Source organism: Agrobacterium rubi TR3 = NBRC 13261, from assembly GCF_000739935.1.
Classification (GTDB): domain Bacteria; phylum Pseudomonadota; class Alphaproteobacteria; order Rhizobiales; family Rhizobiaceae; genus Agrobacterium; species Agrobacterium rubi.
Map to the genome: position 1 here is coordinate 272,941 of NZ_BBJU01000007.1, position 17,031 is coordinate 289,971.

The 17,031-nt window shown below is 57.4% G+C and carries 14 protein-coding genes and 1 riboswitch; of the genes, 2 read left to right on the top strand and 12 right to left on the bottom strand.

Annotated features, from left to right (window positions below):
• Window positions 1-70: 70 nt before the first annotated feature.
• Together RRU01S_RS05815 and alr are read right to left on the bottom strand one after the other, a co-directional pair.
• Window positions 71-1,327, bottom strand: a complete 1,257-nt coding sequence (locus RRU01S_RS05815) for a D-amino acid dehydrogenase (protein ID WP_045229284.1) — start codon at window positions 1,325-1,327, stop codon at window positions 71-73.
• Window positions 1,328-1,334: 7 nt separating this feature from the next.
• Window positions 1,335-2,489: an alanine racemase gene (gene alr, locus RRU01S_RS05820; protein ID WP_045229638.1), complete on the bottom strand. Its 1,155-nt coding sequence runs from the start codon at window positions 2,487-2,489 to the stop codon at window positions 1,335-1,337.
• 126 nt (window positions 2,490-2,615) lie between these two features.
• On the opposite strand from alr, the gene RRU01S_RS05825 reads away from it, so the two are divergent.
• Entirely contained in the window at window positions 2,616-3,077 is a 462-nt protein-coding gene (locus RRU01S_RS05825) for an Lrp/AsnC family transcriptional regulator (protein WP_045229285.1), read from the top strand.
• A gap of 3 nt (window positions 3,078-3,080) precedes the next feature.
• On the opposite strand, the gene thiD is transcribed toward RRU01S_RS05825, so the two are convergent.
• From thiD to RRU01S_RS05870, 9 genes are all read right to left on the bottom strand, one after another.
• A complete protein-coding gene (thiD, locus tag RRU01S_RS05830; RefSeq protein WP_045229286.1) occupies window positions 3,081-3,881 on the bottom strand; it encodes a bifunctional hydroxymethylpyrimidine kinase/phosphomethylpyrimidine kinase in 801 nt (266 codons plus the stop codon).
• Window positions 3,878-4,537 (bottom strand): thiamine phosphate synthase, encoded by a 660-nt coding sequence (gene thiE / locus RRU01S_RS05835; RefSeq protein ID WP_045229287.1) that lies wholly within the window; start codon window positions 4,535-4,537, stop codon window positions 3,878-3,880. The genes thiD and thiE overlap by 4 nt, the downstream gene beginning before the upstream one ends.
• Window positions 4,524-5,261, bottom strand: a complete 738-nt coding sequence (locus tag RRU01S_RS05840) for a hydroxyethylthiazole kinase (RefSeq protein ID WP_045229288.1) — start codon at window positions 5,259-5,261, stop codon at window positions 4,524-4,526. The genes thiE and RRU01S_RS05840 overlap by 14 nt, the downstream gene beginning before the upstream one ends.
• 68 nt (window positions 5,262-5,329) lie before the next feature.
• Window positions 5,330-5,432: riboswitch (TPP riboswitch) on the bottom strand.
• Between the two features lie 79 nt (window positions 5,433-5,511).
• On the bottom strand, window positions 5,512-6,504 hold the full coding sequence (gene iolG, locus RRU01S_RS05845; protein ID WP_045229289.1) for an inositol 2-dehydrogenase: 993 nt from the start codon (window positions 6,502-6,504) through the stop codon (window positions 5,512-5,514).
• Window positions 6,505-6,654: 150 nt separating this feature from the next.
• Window positions 6,655-7,998 (bottom strand): telomere resolvase TelA, encoded by a 1,344-nt coding sequence (gene telA, locus RRU01S_RS05850; RefSeq protein WP_045229290.1) that lies wholly within the window; start codon window positions 7,996-7,998, stop codon window positions 6,655-6,657.
• A 78-nt stretch (window positions 7,999-8,076) separates the two neighbouring features.
• Window positions 8,077-9,243: a M24 family metallopeptidase gene (locus tag RRU01S_RS05855; protein WP_412674275.1), complete on the bottom strand. Its 1,167-nt coding sequence runs from the start codon at window positions 9,241-9,243 to the stop codon at window positions 8,077-8,079.
• Window positions 9,244-9,305: 62 nt separating this feature from the next.
• Entirely contained in the window at window positions 9,306-10,673 is a 1,368-nt protein-coding gene (locus tag RRU01S_RS05860; RefSeq protein WP_045229292.1) for a virulence factor family protein, read from the bottom strand.
• The gene (mprF, locus tag RRU01S_RS05865; RefSeq protein WP_045229639.1) at window positions 10,670-13,270 is read right to left on the bottom strand and encodes a bifunctional lysylphosphatidylglycerol flippase/synthetase MprF; all 2,601 of its coding nucleotides are present in this window, start codon (window positions 13,268-13,270) and stop codon (window positions 10,670-10,672) included. Before mprF ends, RRU01S_RS05860 begins: the two co-directional genes overlap by 4 nt.
• Before the next feature lie 181 nt (window positions 13,271-13,451).
• Entirely contained in the window at window positions 13,452-14,489 is a 1,038-nt protein-coding gene (locus RRU01S_RS05870) for a dipeptidase (protein ID WP_045229293.1), read from the bottom strand.
• 116 nt (window positions 14,490-14,605) lie between these two features.
• Between RRU01S_RS05870 and RRU01S_RS05875 the strand changes: the two genes are divergently transcribed.
• A complete protein-coding gene (locus tag RRU01S_RS05875) occupies window positions 14,606-16,120 on the top strand; it encodes a serine hydrolase domain-containing protein (protein ID WP_045229294.1) in 1,515 nt (504 codons plus the stop codon).
• An 18-nt stretch (window positions 16,121-16,138) separates the two neighbouring features.
• Here RRU01S_RS05875 and RRU01S_RS05880 read toward each other — a convergent pair whose 3' ends face one another.
• The gene (locus RRU01S_RS05880) at window positions 16,139-17,005 is read right to left on the bottom strand and encodes a D-amino-acid transaminase (RefSeq protein WP_045229295.1); all 867 of its coding nucleotides are present in this window, start codon (window positions 17,003-17,005) and stop codon (window positions 16,139-16,141) included.
• Between the last annotated feature and the right edge of the window lie 26 nt (window positions 17,006-17,031).

Below are 17,031 nucleotides of genomic sequence, written 5' to 3' on the forward strand. Positions count from 1 at the left end.
GGCTGAACCCTCGCTGAATGAATTGTGGCATTGCGGTGGCGTTATCCCACCGCTGATCCACACCCGATCATTATGCCGCGTAGCGGCTGATGGCCAGGTCCGCAGTCTCGATCTCCGGCTTGCTGCCGCTGACAATGTCCGAGAGAACCCGTGCCGAACCACAGGCCATTGTCCAACCCAGCGTGCCATGGCCTGTATTGAGGTAAAGATTGCTATAGCGCGTTGCACCGATAACCGGCGTGCCGTCCGGTGTCATGGGGCGCAACCCGCTCCAGAATTTTGCCTGGGTTTGATCACCCGCTCCGCCGAACAAATCCTCGATCGAGTGCGTCAATGTCGCCTGGCGTTTGGCGGGGAGGCTCTTGCTGAAACCGGCAATCTCGGCCATGCCACCGACGCGAATACGGTCGCCCAGACGGGTCATGGCAATCTTATGCGCTTCGTCCATCACAGTCGAAACCGGCGCCAGTGAGACATCGACAATGGGCACGGTAATCGAGTAGCCCTTGACCGGATAGACCGGCAAATCGATATCGAGTCGCTTGAGGAATTGCGGCGTGTAGCTGCCCAGCGCGCCGATGAAGACATCCGCTTCTATGAGGCCCTTTGTCGTCTCGACCGCCTTGACGCGATTGCCTTCCGTGATCGGACGCATAATGCCCGTGTCGTACAGAAATTTCACGCCCGCCTGCTCGGCCAGCTTTGCCAGTTCAGTGGTGAACATAAAACAATCGCCGGTCTCATCGCCCGGCAATCGCAGACCACCGACAATCTTGTCTTTGGAACCTGAAAGACCAGGCTCCACCGCTGCGCAGCCGTCGCGATCCAAAACTTCGTAAGCGACGCCGCCCGCTTTCAGAACGGCGACATCCTTACCGATACCATCGAACTGCTTTTGCGTGCGGAAAACCTCAAGTGTGCCTTGGGTGCGCTGATCGTATTGAATGCCGGTCTCCTCGCGCAACGCCATCAGGCAATCGCGGCTATATTCGGCGATGCGCACCATGCGGCTTTTGTTGATGGCGTAACGTTGAGACGTGCAATTGCTCAGCATCTGGCCGATCCACCGCAAAGCCGCGGGTTCGAGCGTCGGTTGAATGATGAGCGGAGAGTGCTTCATAAACAGCCACTTCATGGCTTTTACGGGAATGCCAGGGGCGGCCCACGGGGAAGAGTAGCCGGGCGAAACTTCGCCCGCATTGGCAAAGCTGGTTTCGAGTGCTGCCGCAGGCTGGCGGTCTATAACGGTGACCGAGTGACCAGCCTTTGCCAGATACCAGGCAGATGTGACGCCGACGACACCGGCTCCGAGAATGATGATGTTCATGTTGCTCTCACTCGTCTTCGTTTTGTGCGACAGCCTGTTCAGGCTGAATATAGGTGCGTCGGTAACGCTGGCCCAGACCCGTCAGAATTTCGTAGGCAATCGTACCCGCATCCTGCGCAATGTCTTCAAGCGATTGGTCCGGTCCAATGATTTGAACGAGACTGCCATGGGTCAAGGTTCCCTCCGGCAGCGCGGAAATATCAAGGCTCATGCTGTCCATGGAAACGCGCCCGGCAATGGGCAGACCCACGCCATTGAAATAAGCGGCGCCTCGGTTGCTCAGCGAGCGTGGAAGGCCGTCTGCATAACCTGCCGCGATGGTCGCCAGTCGGGTCTCACCCGTCGTGCGCAGCGTGCCACCATACCCCACCAGCGTGTCGGCTGGGACGGTTCGTGTCTGAACGACGGCCACGTCCAGCCGCACCACCGGCTTCATCGGGTTGGGGCGCGCAGAGGAAGGCGCGCCACCATAAAGAGCGATGCCGGGCCGCATGACGGTGTTGTAGTAGTCTGTACCCAAAAAAATGCCGCCTGAATTTGCAAAGCAAACGGGCACGTCGGGAAACAGGTGCGCTGCCTTGCGCATAGCCGTGAGTTGCGCACCATTGGCGGTGTGTTCTGGCTCGTCCGCGCACGCCAGATGGCTCATGACGAATGCGATTTTCATGCCATTCAGCAATTCAGGCGAGGCTTTCAGCGCTTCGATCTCAGGTGGTGCCATGCCCAGCCGCGACATGCCCGTGTCGATCTGGATTGCCGATGGCAGCGTTTTTCCCAAGCTCTTGGCATGGGCCGCCCATTGCCCCAGTTGCTCTAGTGAGTTGATGACCGGCGTCAGCGACATGGCCGCGCAGGACATTTCGTTGCCGGGCTGGAGCCCGTTCAGAACGAAGATGTCAGCGTCTCCAGCAATGCGGTGGCGCAGCGCAATGCCCTCATCGATATGGGCGACGAAGAAGTGGCGGCAACCGGCATCGTAAAGCACGGGCGCGACAATATCTTCGCCAAGACCATAGGCGTCGGCCTTGACCACGGCACTGGTAATCGCATTCGGGGCCATGGCCCGCAGCATCAGGTAATTGTCGCGCAGGGCGCCGAGGTCTATCGTGAGATAGCCGCTGGCGCCGCCACTCGCCTTTTGGCGACTGATCGTCATGTCCATCATCGTTCCCTTGTTATTTTCCAACAAGACTATTGCAACGATCATCGAATTTTTGCAGTTTGATGCGTGGATCATTCGAAGTTTATTGATCCAGCGCAATTTTCGACGGCAAAACGGAATGATTTTATGTCGGCTTTGGACGCTACCGATCGTCACATCATCCGCGTTCTCAGGCTGAATGCCCGCATCAGCAATGCCAAGCTGGCAGCGGAGGTCGGTCTTTCGCCATCGGCCTGCCTGCGGCGGGTGGATATTCTGGAGCGGGAAGGTGTCATTCGTGGCTACACGGCACTGACGGGGAGTGCCGCAGGTGGTGAGGTGATCTCAGTCATCGTCCAAATCACCCTCGACCGCCAGACGGAGGATTTTCTCAATCGTTTCGAGAATGCCGTGCGGCGTTATCCTGAAATTCGCGAATGCTATCTGATGACCGGCGGCTCCGATTATTTCCTGCGGGTGGAAGTGGAGAGCGCCGGTGATTTCGAGCGAGTTCACAAGGAAATCCTGTCGAAACTGCCGGGCGTGTCGCGCATCCACTCCAGCTTCGCCATTCGCAATGCGCTGGCAAGCCCGAAACCGAGAGCCTGATACTCAGGCGCTCCACCAGCGGTAAAAATGGTGCACCGGCCCGTGGCCTTGGCCGACATGCAAGTCTCGTCCGGCCGCCAGCGCACCTTGCAGATAATCCTTCGCGAGCCCGATCGCATCCGCCAAACAATATCCGAGCGCTAGATGTGCTGTAATGGCCGATCCCAAGGTGCAGCCGGTACCATGGTCGTTTCGAGTATCGATGCGCGGCATCGAAAACTCCTGCACACCTTCGCCATCCAGCAGGAGATCGGCACTCTCAGCGCCACCGCTATGCCCGCCCTTGATCAGAACGGCGCGAATGCCGGTCTTCAGGATCGCCTCGGCCTGACGGATCACTTCCTGCCGGTTCGTCGCAACGGGTAGGCCACTCAGAAGTGCCGCTTCTGGCAGGTTCGGCGTAGCGAGCAGTGCCAGAGGCAGCAAGGTGCTGCGCAGGCTTTCGATTGCATCTTCCTGCAACAGGCGGTCGCCGGATGTCGCCACCATGACGGGGTCCATGACGACAGGGCTGCTGATATCACGCAGCCTCGCAGCGATGGTCTCGATGGTTTCGATGCGCGAAACCATTCCGATCTTCACCGCGCCGACATCAAGGTCCGAAAAAACTGCCTCCAACTGAGCAGCAATCATGTTGGACGAGATATCTTCGACCGCTGTTACCCCTCTGGTATTCTGGGCGGTGATGGCGGTAATGACGCTGGCACCGTAAACACCGAGTGCTGAAAACGTCTTCAGATCGGCCTGTATGCCCGCACCGCCGCCGCTGTCCGATCCAGCAATCGTCAGAGCGATCGCGGTCATTCGCGAGTCTCCAGCGCAAGATCAACTTGGCGGCGGAAATCCCCCGTGGCCGCAGCAATATCGATGGCGCGAAACAGGCCTGAAATCAGGGCGACGCCATCCGCGCCTGCGTCGATGACGGAGGCAACCCTTTCCAGCGTGATGCCTGCAATAGCGCCGACAGGCATGTCTGGCCTTGCGTTGCGGAGATAGGCTCGCAACGCGCGAAGACCTTCCAAGCCAACCGGGGCATCCGGATTGACCTTGGAGATCGTCTCGAAAACACCGCCGATACAGGCGTAGTCCGCAGGTGCTTGGGCGACACGCTGGGCATCGGCAATGTTCTTGACAGTCAGCCCGATAATCGCGCCTGGCCCCAGAAGGCGTCTGGCTGTCTCAGCATCCATATCGTCCGCACCCAGATGGACACCATCTGCGCCGGAAACCAGTGCCACATCGACACGGTCGTTGATAACGAGGGGAACGCCGGTCGCCTTCAATGCTTCGACCATTAGGCTTGCTTGTTCGATCACGTGCCGCGTGGAGGCATGTTTGTCACGATACTGGATGATCGTTGCACCATGCCGTGCCGCAACCGCTGCCAGTTCAGGCAGGGGTGCGATATCGGCAAGCGAGGCATCCACCAACGCGTTCAGTCTGTAGTCAATCTTCATCATGCTCGATCCTTGCAAGGGACAGAATGTCGTTGGCGTCTATGGCATTCAGCGCATCCAGGAAGGCCGCCTCGAACGTGCCGGGGCCACGCGCATGTTTTGCTGCAATTTCTGCCGAAACACCTGTCACTGTCAGCGCGGCGGTTGCGGCCAGCAACTGGTCCGGCTCCACCGCCATGAATGCGGCGATCACCCCGCCGGAAAGGCAGCCGGTGCCCGTGACCTTCGCCATCCACGCGTGGCCGTTCAGAACTTTTGCTTTTCTGGCTCCATCACTGAACAGGTCCTGCGGCCCAGTCTGGATGCGCAGCGCTCTGCCGACATCGCCGATCACAGCCATTTCAGCGGCATTGCCGCGCACGATGGTGGGGTGGAGGGTCACGAGTTCACGAGCGAACTCCAGCCGTGAGGGCGAATAGTCGCAATGTACGGGGTCAACGATCCAGGGTTTTCCTTCAGCGTTTGCCACCTCCACCGCCATGCGAATGACCTTGCGGCGCGCGGCGTCCAGCGTGCCCAAGTTGATCGTGAGAGCATCGACCTTTGAAACAAAGCTTTCGATTTCCTCCTCTGAGGATGTCATGGAGGGAATGCCGCCGACCGCCGTTATGCCATCAGCGGTGAACTTCTGGACGACGGTGTTCATTAGGCAATGCACCCGCGGTCGTCGTTGTCGCACCCGCGCCAGAAGCTCCGCCGCTGTGTTTGCTGTTGGAAAACTGGCCATTGGTCTCTTGCACTCCAGATGTATCATCAAGGAGATCAGGGTCGCGCGCAGAAGAGAAAAGCTTGGCCAATGGCGGACTGTTCCGTTCCTACGCCGGCATGACCCGGATCAGGTTCAAGGGTCCGGCTCAGCGCCATCTCAGCATCGTTCGATGCTCCCCTCGGAATGTCTGGAAGTTGTCGTCTTTTGTGCTTGCTGTCAATGGCAGGCAAAGGCGGAGCTGAATGGCCCCGCCTTTTGTCACGACGGATCAGGCGATCTGGACCACCGCTTTTTCACGCGCAGACTTCAGTGCCGCGTCGGCCAGTTTCAGCGCAATCAGGCCGTCTTGCGCGGAAGGCGAGGGCGCGACGTTGGTTTCGATGGAATCGATAAAGGCCGCAATTTCCGCAGCATAGGCGGCGGTGTAGCGTGTCATGAAGAAATCATGCAGCGGTGGGCGGGTGTAGCCATCTTTGGTGGCGACTTCGATGGACACCGGGCGTTGGTTTTCTGCGGCAACCGAACCGAGAGAACCATGAACTTCGATGCGCTGGTCGTAGCCATAAGTTGCACGGCGCGAATTGGAGATGATGGCTTGACGCCCGCTTGCTGTCGTCAGAATGATGCTGGCGCTGTCGTAGTCGCCTAACTCACCGATTTTGGGATCGACCAGAACGGAGCCGGTTGCGAAAACGCTGACGATCTCTTCACCGAGCAGAAAGCGCGCGATGTCGAAATCGTGGATGGTCATATCGCGGAAAATGCCGCCGGATACTTTGATGTATTCCGGGGGTGGTGCGCCGGGATCGCGGCTGGTGATGGTCACCATCTCGACCTTGCCGATCTGGCCGTCATCGATCGCCTTGCGCACGGCGCGGAAGTGCGGATCGAAGCGGCGGTTAAAGCCGAGCATGATCTTTGCGCCGGTTTCCTTGACGACATCGATGCAACTCTGAGCGCGGGCGACATCCAGATCGATCGGCTTTTCGCAGAAGATCGCCTTTCCGGCGCGGGCAAACCGTTCGATCAGATCGGCATGTGTATTCGTCGGTGTGCAGATGATGACCGCGTCGATCTCGGGGTTGGCCAAGACGTCGTCGATGGTGCTGATCGCGCAACCGGTTTCGTCCGCGATGGCCTGAGCCGCCTCCTGGAAGGCATCGACCACGGCAACCAGTTTTGCGCGCTTGTCGGAAGCAATCGCTTTTGCGTGCACTTTTCCGATGCGACCCGCACCCAGCAAAGCCAATCTCGTAACCATCGTTTCCTCCCGATTAGGTTATTCTTTCAATGGAACGCTAATGCGAACCATGGAGTATTTTGGAATATATGTTCCATCTTGCTAGAGTGGCATTTCACCCGTGTCAAGAAGACAAAACAGAGACGAATTTGTGCGGAGGGGGTGGTGTCGTCAGCCAGCTTTGACAGGCATGCCCGGTATCTGGTTCACACTCACCATCTGCTGGATCGTGCGCTCGGCAACACGCTCGGCGCGAGCCTTTGACACCCCCGCATCCTCCGGAAATGTGTAGGTCATGTAGGACAGCGACGTTTCTAGGTCGTTGTTGTTATGGCCAAGGATGGCAGCAAAATAGCTGTTTTTAGTGACGCTGGATGGCGCGAAATTTCGATAGGCGATTTCGGCATAGAGATGTCGCAGGCCATAGGGTTTCGGCGGCTCTTCCTTCGGCCAGATATCTTCGAACTTGCTGATGACCGCATCGCGCAGCGGTAGGCGAACCTCCGAGGTGAAATCATCCACGCTCAACCCAAACCACAGCTTGCCATCGCTGCTGTCCCGCAAGCGACGGTAAGCATCGAGCACGATCTTCGACTGTTCCAGCACGGGAATTTCGTAGGTGACACCGAACTTTGTGCCTTCGCCCTGCTTGGTTTTCGCCTGCCCATTGAACAGCACGCTCCACTTCGAAACGCCCTTGCCATAGGGCGCGGGCGTCAGTTCGGCTTGCGTGAAGATTTCGTACGGGCGGCGGCCAGTGGTGCCCATCAGGCCAATGGCGACTGTCATGATGTCGGACGATTGCAGGTAGCGGCGACATCGCTTCATGACCTCCGCGTAGCTCTCGAAGGTGATCAGCGAGCCATGCTTGTTGGCGATTTTCGCCATTTTGATCTTGCGTGCTTCGTCGTAAAGCTGCGGTGTTCCGGCTGCAATGCGCAGCATGGGGTGGTCATCGCCAAAGGCTTCGCGCAACGCGTTGCGGTATTTGGTGATGTAGGAAATGACAGTGGCTTGCGCCTTGTCTCCCATGGACTCCATCTCGGCATCCCACAGCGCCTGCATTTCCGGCTTGGTCGTGACACCATTCGTTGCCGCGATAAAGTCCGACACTCGCAACAGGAAGCGAGGCTTACGTCCCGCCATGTTATACCCGGCGCGTTCGAGCTTCTCCTCGATGGAATTGGCTACGCCTTTCACGGGATAGTCGGCGACTTTGATGTAAGTATCCAGCCGCTCACGGAGCTTTTTCATGTTGCAGATCGCAAGCGGCGTGGTCTTGGGACCAAAGGCATCCTTGAGTGCATATCTATATTTTACGATGTAGAGTTCGAGCGTCTTTTCCGTTCGGCCATTGTCGAAATGAAAACGCACTTCCTCGTTCCAGAGTGCGCCGATCTTTTTCGTGTCGAAGGTGCCATCAGCCTTTTTGGTGGCCTTTATTTTCTCGATGAAATCCGTGATCCGCTCGACCAGAATGGGTGTTTTTGTTTTTCGTTTTTCGGCCACGGACATCGATAGCTCCAGCAATATGATTCGCGTTTGGAAAAGTATATATTATACGTCGCGGCGACGTCTAAGTTTGATTGGTTATCAAGCAAATGGTTTGGTTGGCGACATTGCCGGCTGCGTAAACCATTGGGCACCGTCGCTGCCCATATAAATGTGGTCCTCCAGACGAATGCCGAACCTGTCGGGATAGACCAGCATCGGTTCGTTGGAAAAGCACATGCCTTGCGCCAGCGGCAATGAATTTCCCCGCACGATGTAAGGTGCTTCGTGGATTTCCAGTCCGAGACCATGACCGGCACGATGCGGTAGTCCCGGCAATGCGTAATCCGGTCCCAGTCCGTGCCTTAACATCACGCGACGCGCGGCATCATCCAGATTGCTGCAAGGCGCGCCTAGCTTGGCTGCATCGAAAACGGCCTGTTGCGCCTCGCGCTCGATTGCCCAGGCTTGCGCGAATTCGGGTGCCGGCTCATCGAGAATATAGGTACGGGTGAGATCGGAATGGTAGCCGTCGATCCGCGTGCCGGTATCGACCAGAATGACATCGCCCTCTTGCAGTGTCTGATCACCGTCTGCCCCGTGTGGAAGCGACGTGGCCGTGCCAAAGGACACAATACAGAAAGAGGAGCCTCCTTCGCCACCGAGTTCCAGGTGCTGCTCGTTGATGAAGCGAACAACCTCTGATGCACGGATTCCAGGCTTCATTATCGCATGTGCCCGCTTTTGTACTTCGAGCGTCAAGTCCATCGCGTATTGAATGATCGCGATTTCGGCGGATGATTTGCGAACCCGCAGGCCGCTGATCATGGAGCCACCATCCACCAGACGATCCTGTCCCAATTCTTTTGCGAGACTGTGGTAGATGAAAAGCGGCAGCGCATCGTCCAGAGCAACGCGTCCAGTGTGCCCAACCAGCGAAGCGACGCATGCCGCAGGGTTCTGCTCTTCCTGCCAGATGTGGATTTCGCCATCCATGTGGGGCAAGGTGTCGACTCGGCTTTTTTCAAAGCCGGGCACGACGTAGTGCAAGCCAGTCGGCGTAATGACAGCTCCCAGCAGGCGCTCACTCTGGTGCCAGACCAAACCGGTGAAGTAACGCAGGCTTTCGGTGGAGCCGAGCAGCAGTGCAGCAATATCCTGCTCTGCCATAAGAGCGCGAATGCGCTCCAGTCTTTCGAGGCGCTCTGTCGTGCCAATGGGGGCTGGCTTGGTGCCGAGAAACATAACCGGATCTTTCGTTGACGTCATGCCAACGGGATATCGAATCCCTGCTATGTATTCAATATGTCGACAAAGAAATACGGCTTTCGCTACTGGCTCAAACGCTTTTTGAGCGACGCGACAATGCGTTTTGTCAGAGCCTCATAATCCTCATCGAAATGATGTCCACCATCAATGCCGATAATTTCCGCGCCCTTGTCTTTCAGGGCCGGGCAGGCGGCGTCCTCGTCATCGGTGCCGTAAACGCACTGCACGATTTTCGGGTCGATCTTTGCCAAGTCGTTGACCGGGTCTTGCGCACCGGAACCGGAAACGCCAAGCCATCCGCCCACCGATATTTCATAGGATACCTCGTGGGAGAGCGACAGCAGGCTCATCTGCACGACGCGGCTTTTATCCTTGTCCGGCAACAGGTTGAAGGTCACAGGCAATACGTCGGCCCCGAATGAATAGCCGATCAGCATGACGTTCTTGACCTTCCACTCCTTGCGATAGGTGTCGATGATGCGCGTAAGGTCTTCAGCGATATCTTGCGGTTTTTTTTCCGACCAGAAATAGCGCAGGGAATCAATGCCGATGGTGGGAACGCCATCCTGCTGCAGGAAGCCACCAACGTCCTTATCCAGGTCACGCCAGCCACCGTCGCCGGAATAGATGATCGCCATCGTGTCCATGGTCGGTTTTGCTTCCAGCACCGTGAGCGGCAGACCCAGCGGATTATCGCCGTTTCCGGCTGCGTCGATACGGTCTTGAAGTGCCTGGCCAAGTGCCGCCTGCGCATCGTCATCCACATCCTTCACGTCGATGTCGGAATGGGATTTGACAAGGTCTTCGACATGCGCCCGACCTTTGGCATCTGCCTTGGATGTAAACACCACGCTGACAGGGGCGGGCAGGGGACCGTCTGTAAGACCATAAATCGTGCGACCGTTGTCGGGCTCTTTCGTCGCAGGCGTACACAAAATCTTCTTGTCCAAGGGCACGCTGGCAACAGGATCGACAGCGACCGCCTCGCCGATCGTCGCGGCCGGGCTTTGTGCAATCATGGCAAGGGCAAGCGTTGCCCCATCACCGATACCGGCAACGATGGGCGGACGATAGGCCGAGACATTGGCCTTGCGCTGAATTTCCTGCGCAAGTTCCTCGATATCGGAAATCATGTAGATGCATTCGTCGTCATCGGCCTTGAGGGCTTCGATGTATTTCGGAAAATCGATGCCAACGACAGCGGCACCTTTTTCAACGAGAGCTTGGGCCTGCGTCTGTTCGGTTTCGCCCCAGCCATTTGCGCCCGATATCAGAAAAATATTGGCGGCCACGTCGCCATCCGGCAACATGATGTGATCGGGTGGGATCATGCCTGTCTCAAAGCCGTTGGCGTCTTGTGCCGACACATGAACTGGTATGGAGAGTGTCGCTGCTATCAACGCGGCTTTCAGATATGTCAGGCCTGTCATTTACCAATCACTCCTCTGACGCCGCCGCTGATGAGAACGGTGGCATCCATCAGCGCCAAAGCGGCGCTCGTGCCATTGGAAACCGCGACATAACGCGGCTCCCATTTCGGGTGAAACTTCGATTTGAACGCTCTCAAACCTTTGAAGTTATAAAAACGCTCACCGTGTTCGAATAATGTCCCGCCAATCCGATCCCAGACAGGCGCCGCCTCCCGTTTGGACATCCCAGAAAGCGGTGCCATGCCCAGATTGAAGTAGGAGTAACCCTGTTCGCGCATATATTCAATAATGCTGACAAACAGGAAATCCATGGCACCACGCGGTGCATCCGGCGAAAAGCGCATGAGATCGACGGTTACTTCTTTCTTCGTTTCCGTCATCAGCAGATTGGCAAAAGCCGTGACCTTGCCATCCTTGTGCAGCACGGCAACCGGTTGCGAGAGAATGTAATCCTTCTCGAAAGAGCCGAGAGAAAAGGTCTTTTCGCGTGTGTTGTGATGCTCAAGCCAAGAATCGGAGACCCGTTTGATGTCGTCGTAAATCTCTGGAACCTGCGGTGTATCGATGACCGAGAAGGTCAATCCGTCGCGCGCGCCACGGCTCAGCGATTGGCGCAGATTGGCCAACTTGCCACCCTTCAGCTCGAAACGCGTGAGGTCGACCATGGCAAGCTCACCCAGTTTGAAGGCGCGAAGACCCGCATCAGCACAGTGGGTGAGAATAGCGGGTGAAATCTGGTAAAACACCGCTCTTCCACCTGATGAACGGGCTGTTTCCACGAATTGCCAGACCAGATCTGCGAAATCGTTTTCGTCACCGACAGGATCAGCCAGCGCAATCCAAGAGCGGCCACGAATGCCGTACATGATGAAGGCGTTGCCGCTTTCAGACAGCATGACGTGCTTGTCGCCCATGCGCACCAAATTGGCGTCCGCCACATCCTGCTTTTTGACGATTTCAGTCGCTTTTTCGATATCTTCCGGGTGGATTTCTTCGGGGCGATACATCACCGGCCGCAACAGACTGAAAATTGCGACAGTCGATGAAGCAAGCACTAGACCCAGCAGCGCACGCAGGCTGCGTGGTGCTTCCTCGGAAAATTCGAACTGCCACCAAAGTGTCTGGCTGTAATCGGTATCGCGGTAAACGAAAAACAGGATGGTCGCGGCACCCGCAACGATGACCGCCATGGCAGCGAGCCAGGTCGGTCCGAGTGCCTGACGCAGAAGCGATGCGTGGCGCGTGAAGCTGCGGATGTTGAAGAACAGCGCGACGATGAAAATTCCAAGGAAGATCGCCTCGAAAACAGCGATTGCCTTGATCAACGACAAGAAAAGACCGCCAGCGGCGGCAACGAGCGCAACCCACCAAGCGCCATCGAGCCGCTGGCTTAGGCCACGCGAGGCAACCACCAGAACGAGACCGAGGATACTGGACAAAAAGTGCGCGGCTTCGATGATCGGCAACGGCACGAAGCCGGAGAGGAAATCAAGATTGCTATCCGGCGTCGGCGTCACGCTCGAGAAAATCAACATCGTGCCGAGAATGAGGGCGTAGGCCGAGAGCAGCGAAGGCGCCAATCGCCCGGCGAGATGGCCGATATCCGCCATGACGGGCTTGGAGGCGAACTGCTTCATTTCCGTGGCGAGCATCAGGATGATGGCAACCAGAAGCGGCAGCACATGATAGATCATGCGGTACAGCACGAGGCCGCCGAGCAGCTGATCGAGGCTAATGGCATTGCCGAGGCCAGCAACCATCACCGTTTCGAAAACGCCGAGACCTGCTGGAACGTGGCTGAGAACACCAAGGCCAACGGCTGTTGCGTAAATGGCAAAAAAGCTTGGCCAGCCGACATTCGTTTCGGGCAGCAGCACGTAAAGGACTGATGCGGAGGCCGCGATATCGAGCGCCGACACCAGGAACTGGCGTGAGGAGGTGCGGCTGTCGGGCAGGCGCAGTTTCAGGCGCTTGATCTGAAGAACCCGGCCGTTACGGCCCAGAAACAGCAATGCTGCCATGATGGCGATGACGGCCAGCGCGCCGCTTCTCAACCACATCGAATCGACATCGATGATGGTCGCGATCCGGGGGGCGACGATCAGCGTGGACAATGCGCTGACGGCAAGCAGGCCAAGACCGAACGACAGCGTCACGAAGGCGATGATGCGGGCGATGTCCGACGGGGTCAGACCCATACGGGAATAGGCACGAAAACGGATCGCGCCGCCGCTCAAAGGCCCGAAACCTGCGGTGTTACCGACCGCGTAAGCAATGAAGGCGGTCGCGATAACCGATGGCGTTGGCAGCTTCTTGCCGATATATTCGATGGCGTTCAGATCGTAACAGATCAGCGCTGCAAAGCTTAAACCGGTAAACAGAACCGCGAGTGCTGCGGCCTTCCAGCTGGTGTCTGCAAGGGCATCGACGATGTCGTCATAACGGACTTCCGACGTCAGCTTGTAGATGGTGAAGGTCATCATCACGAAGACGACGGTCACCGCGATGGACGTAAGGTGCGGCCTGTACCGCTCAAAAAAGCCTTCGAGACCAGCTTCGGCCTCTTCAATCTGCGCGACGTCGTTCTTCTCAGTCATATGCTTTTCCACGAGACCATATTGCGTCTGGCGAACCACAGGATTGTGACGCTAGTTCGGTATGGTCTCAGTCATACGAAGATTTAATTTTTATTTTCTAAATTGCAGAGGCGAACCGTGCGGGAAACAGCAAAAAACGCAACAACCCGACGTTGGTATAGAGTATCTTCCCGCCGAATTACTATTGGCCCCAGGTTGCTTCCAAGGTTCGGATCCAGTTGCCATGGCAAATCTTTTCGAGCGATTCGCGATCGTAGCCTGCATCACGCAAGGCATCGACAAGTAGTTGCAAGTCGGAGGCATCCTTCATGGCTGCCGGGATGGTCGTACCATCGAAATCCGACCCGAAGGCGACGTGGTCGATGCCCATGCGCTCCACCATGTAATCGACGTGACGGACCAGTTCACTCAAATCGGTGTCGGGGTTCTTGACGCCGTCCTGGCGCACGAACAGCACGCCGAAATTGATGCCTGCTATGCCGCCCGTATCGCGGATGGCGTCCAGTTGCCGGTCGGTGAGGTTGCGGCTGTGATTGCACAGCGCGTGCGCATTGGAATGGGATGCGACCAGCGGTGCGTTTGAGATTTTGGCGATATCCCAGAAGCCTTGCTCATTCATGTGAGACAGGTCGACCATGATCTTCAACTCGTTGCAGGTCTTGATCAGCCGCTGTCCTGCGTCCGTCAGGCCGGGTCCGATATCGGGTGTGGACGGAAAGCGGAAGGGAACACCGTGCGCGAACATATTGGGGCGGCTCCAGACCGGTCCCAGCGTGCGCAGCCCAGCTTGATGAAGCACATAGAGCGCATCCAAATCAGCATCGAACGCCTCTACGCCCTCGATATGCAGAACAGATGCGAACGCGCCATTGTCCATTGCATCACGGATATCAGACGCGCTGCGGCAAACCTTGAGCTTTCCATCTGACGCTTTCTCGATGCGAAACAGCAGGCTGGCCATGCCGAGAGTGGTGGCCAGCGCATCTGGCTGGCTTGGCGGAATAAAATTGCGGTCCGCATCAAAACCTTGCGGTGAGGGTACGAAGATGGCGCATAGACCACCCGCCAGACCGCCCTGCTTGGCGCGGGGCAGGTCGATATGCCCGACCGCTTCACCGTCGATGAACCGCGTTTCCGGGTCCGAATGGCCAGACAGTCTCAGACGCAGCAGGACGTCGTTATGGCCATCAAATACGGGCACGGCGTTGGGGTTGGTCATAGGGTGGTCACTTTCGGAAGGTCTGACAGGGCATTGCTGTAAGCGTCAGATAGGTGCAAATGCAACGTCTGAACAGGGTCCTTTGCATTGCTAGGACGATTTTGAATGGAAAAGACATGCTCGATAATCAAGACTGGAACGCTGCCTCAAACGTTGCGGAAGACTTCGTTTCGCAGTGGAGCAACAACGAACCGGGCGGTTCCGTTATTGGTTTTGATCTGTCTGGGCTGCGGTTCGCCTGTTCCGGCGGTGTGGAAAGCCTCGCTACATACACGCCTTTTTCGCCCAAAAGCGTCGTGCGCTATGCATCCGTCACCAAGCATGTGTTTTGTGCCATGGTGCTGGAAAACAGCCATTTGATCGCGCTGGAAGACCCGCTTGACAAGCATATCGATGAACTTCAATCGCCGCTGCGCGATGTGACGGTGGGGCAAGCGCTGGATATGAGTGGCGGTCTGCCGGATGTGCGTGAATGCCTCTCGCTGCTGGGACTGTCTGTCTATACGGAGACGAAGGCCGCACCGCTTCTGGACTATGTGTCGCGGCTCACGCGCCTCAATTTTCCGGCTGGAAGCGAGGTATCCTATTCCAACACCGGCTATCGGCTGGTGGAAGCAGCGCTGGAGCGAAACGGATTGCGCTTCGATGATTTCGTGCAGGAAAAAATCGCTGCACCTTTCGGCGTTGTTCTCAAGGCACCGGATGTCTGGAACGACCCGGTTGCAGGACTTGTGCCGGGATACTGGAAGACCGAACAGGGCTGGCAACTCTCATCCGCAGGCCTGCATATCTCGGCATCCGGTAGTCTTGCGGGAAGTGCCGAGGCATTGGTGCGCTGGTTGCAGGCGCTGTTGAACGGTGAGCAGGGTTTCGAGGGCGTTCTGGACACGCTTTCGTCCGAACGTCCCTTGGAGGATGGTCGAATGAGCGAATATGGGCTGGGCCTGCGCTGGTCGCATCTCGGGGGCCGTCGCTTCCTGGGCCACGGCGGTTCGCATCCTGGCTACAAGACCTACTTTCTGCTCGACCCGGAAAACGGCACAGGCTTTGTCGTCGTTTCCAACAGGGAGGATACCAACAGTTTCAAGATCGCGCTGGAAAGCATGGCGGCCTTGACCGGACTGCCGCTGCCAAAGCCGACGACTAGTCTGCCGGATGGGCTCTATGTCACTGAAACGGGGCCATGGTGGTTAGAGATCATGGGCAGCACTTGCACTTTCATCGATGCCGACGATACGCTGTATGATGATGGTGATGGCTGGGCATCCTCTCGCTCGGCCTCATCGCCCATGCGTCTTCGCGCCGATGGCGATGCCCTGGTGGGGGAAGCGGGCCATGCGCCGCGCCGATTCCTGCCCGTTGGCAAACACGAAGTTCCAGCCACGCTTTCCGGTCGCTGGACCTCTGAAGAGGGTGCCGAATTCGTGATTGATGCTGGTTCGCTTTCCATGGGCACCGGCCCGGCACGACAGACGATGCCCCTCACGGCACTGGGACATGGTCGCTTCCTGTTCACGCTCAACGATGGGCCATGGACAAAACGCGTCTGCTTGCACATGCTGGGGGACGACCATCTGGAGTTGGTTTCCAGCCGTGCACGCATGATCGAGTATCGGCGTTCGCCCCGCTAGGACGAACGCCGTTATGTATCAGATCGCGGTTCGCATCGCGTTTTCGAGATAAAGTTCGCGAAGCCGCTTCACCAGTGGGCCGGGCTTGCCATCGCCCACCGGCTTGCCGTCAATTTTTGTAACGGACATCACGAAGTTACCGGCGCTAGTGAGTGCCGCTTCCTGAGAAGTCAGCGCTTCCTCAAGCGTGAACGCGCGCTCTTCCAGCGTCAGCCCTGATTCTTCAATCAGTTGCAGAACCGCCTGACGAGTGCAGCCGGGCAGCGTCTTGTTGCTGTTGCCGCGCGTCACGAGTTTCTTGTCAGCGGTGATGATATAGGCGGTCGACGACGCGCCTTCGGTGACGAAGCCGTCTTCGATCATCCATGCCTCGTCGCAGCCTTCGGCCTTGGCGATGCGCTTGGCCATGACCTGCGGCAGCAGGCAGACGGACTTGATGTCGCGGCGGGCCCAGCGCTGATCCGGCACGGATTTCACCGACAGTCCTGTTGCTTCCTGCGGGGTGCCGACCAGCTTCTTTACCTGCGGGAACATCACGAGTGTCGGGGCGAGATCGTCGGAGAACAGGAAGTTGCGGTCTTCGGCACCGCGCGTCAGTTGAAGATAGATCAGACCTTCCGTCAGATTGTTATCCCTAATCAGGCGCCGTTCAGCCTCCACGATCTGCTGCGTCGTGACCGGCAGCGTGATGTCGATTTCACCGGCGCTGCGTTGCAGCCGGGCCATGTGCAGATCGCTGTCGATCAGTTTGCCATCAATGACGGATGTCACCTCATAAATGCCGTCGCCGAAGAGAAAGCCGCGATCAAAGATAGAAAGCTTTGCTTCGGATTCGGGGAGGAACTCGCCGTTGAGATAGACGATGCGGTCGGTTGCGCTGGGCATGGTTGGTCCTTCTACACTCGGCGTTT

Bases quoted from the DNA above. Each gene is read 5' to 3' on its own strand.
- RRU01S_RS05875 (WP_045229294.1), top strand. From the start codon at position 14,606: ATGCTCGATAATCAAGACTGGAACGCTGCCTCAAACGTTGCGGAAGAC.
- RRU01S_RS05815 (WP_045229284.1), bottom strand. From the start codon at position 1,327: ATGAACATCATCATTCTCGGAGCCGGTGTCGTCGGCGTCACATCTGCC.
- RRU01S_RS05870 (WP_045229293.1), bottom strand. From the start codon at position 14,489: ATGACCAACCCCAACGCCGTGCCCGTATTTGATGGCCATAACGACGTC.
- mprF (WP_045229639.1), bottom strand. From the start codon at position 13,270: ATGACTGAGAAGAACGACGTCGCGCAGATTGAAGAGGCCGAAGCTGGT.
- RRU01S_RS05880 (WP_045229295.1), bottom strand. From the start codon at position 17,005: ATGCCCAGCGCAACCGACCGCATCGTCTATCTCAACGGCGAGTTCCTC.
- RRU01S_RS05825 (WP_045229285.1), top strand. From the start codon at position 2,616: ATGTCGGCTTTGGACGCTACCGATCGTCACATCATCCGCGTTCTCAGG.
- telA (WP_045229290.1), bottom strand. From the start codon at position 7,998: ATGTCCGTGGCCGAAAAACGAAAAACAAAAACACCCATTCTGGTCGAG.
- thiD (WP_045229286.1), bottom strand. From the start codon at position 3,881: ATGACCGCGATCGCTCTGACGATTGCTGGATCGGACAGCGGCGGCGGT.
- RRU01S_RS05840 (WP_045229288.1), bottom strand. From the start codon at position 5,261: ATGGCCAGTTTTCCAACAGCAAACACAGCGGCGGAGCTTCTGGCGCGG.
- iolG (WP_045229289.1), bottom strand. From the start codon at position 6,504: ATGGTTACGAGATTGGCTTTGCTGGGTGCGGGTCGCATCGGAAAAGTG.
- RRU01S_RS05860 (WP_045229292.1), bottom strand. From the start codon at position 10,673: ATGACAGGCCTGACATATCTGAAAGCCGCGTTGATAGCAGCGACACTC.
- RRU01S_RS05855 (WP_412674275.1), bottom strand. From the start codon at position 9,243: ATGACGTCAACGAAAGATCCGGTTATGTTTCTCGGCACCAAGCCAGCC.
- thiE (WP_045229287.1), bottom strand. From the start codon at position 4,537: ATGATGAAGATTGACTACAGACTGAACGCGTTGGTGGATGCCTCGCTT.
- alr (WP_045229638.1), bottom strand. From the start codon at position 2,489: ATGGACATGACGATCAGTCGCCAAAAGGCGAGTGGCGGCGCCAGCGGC.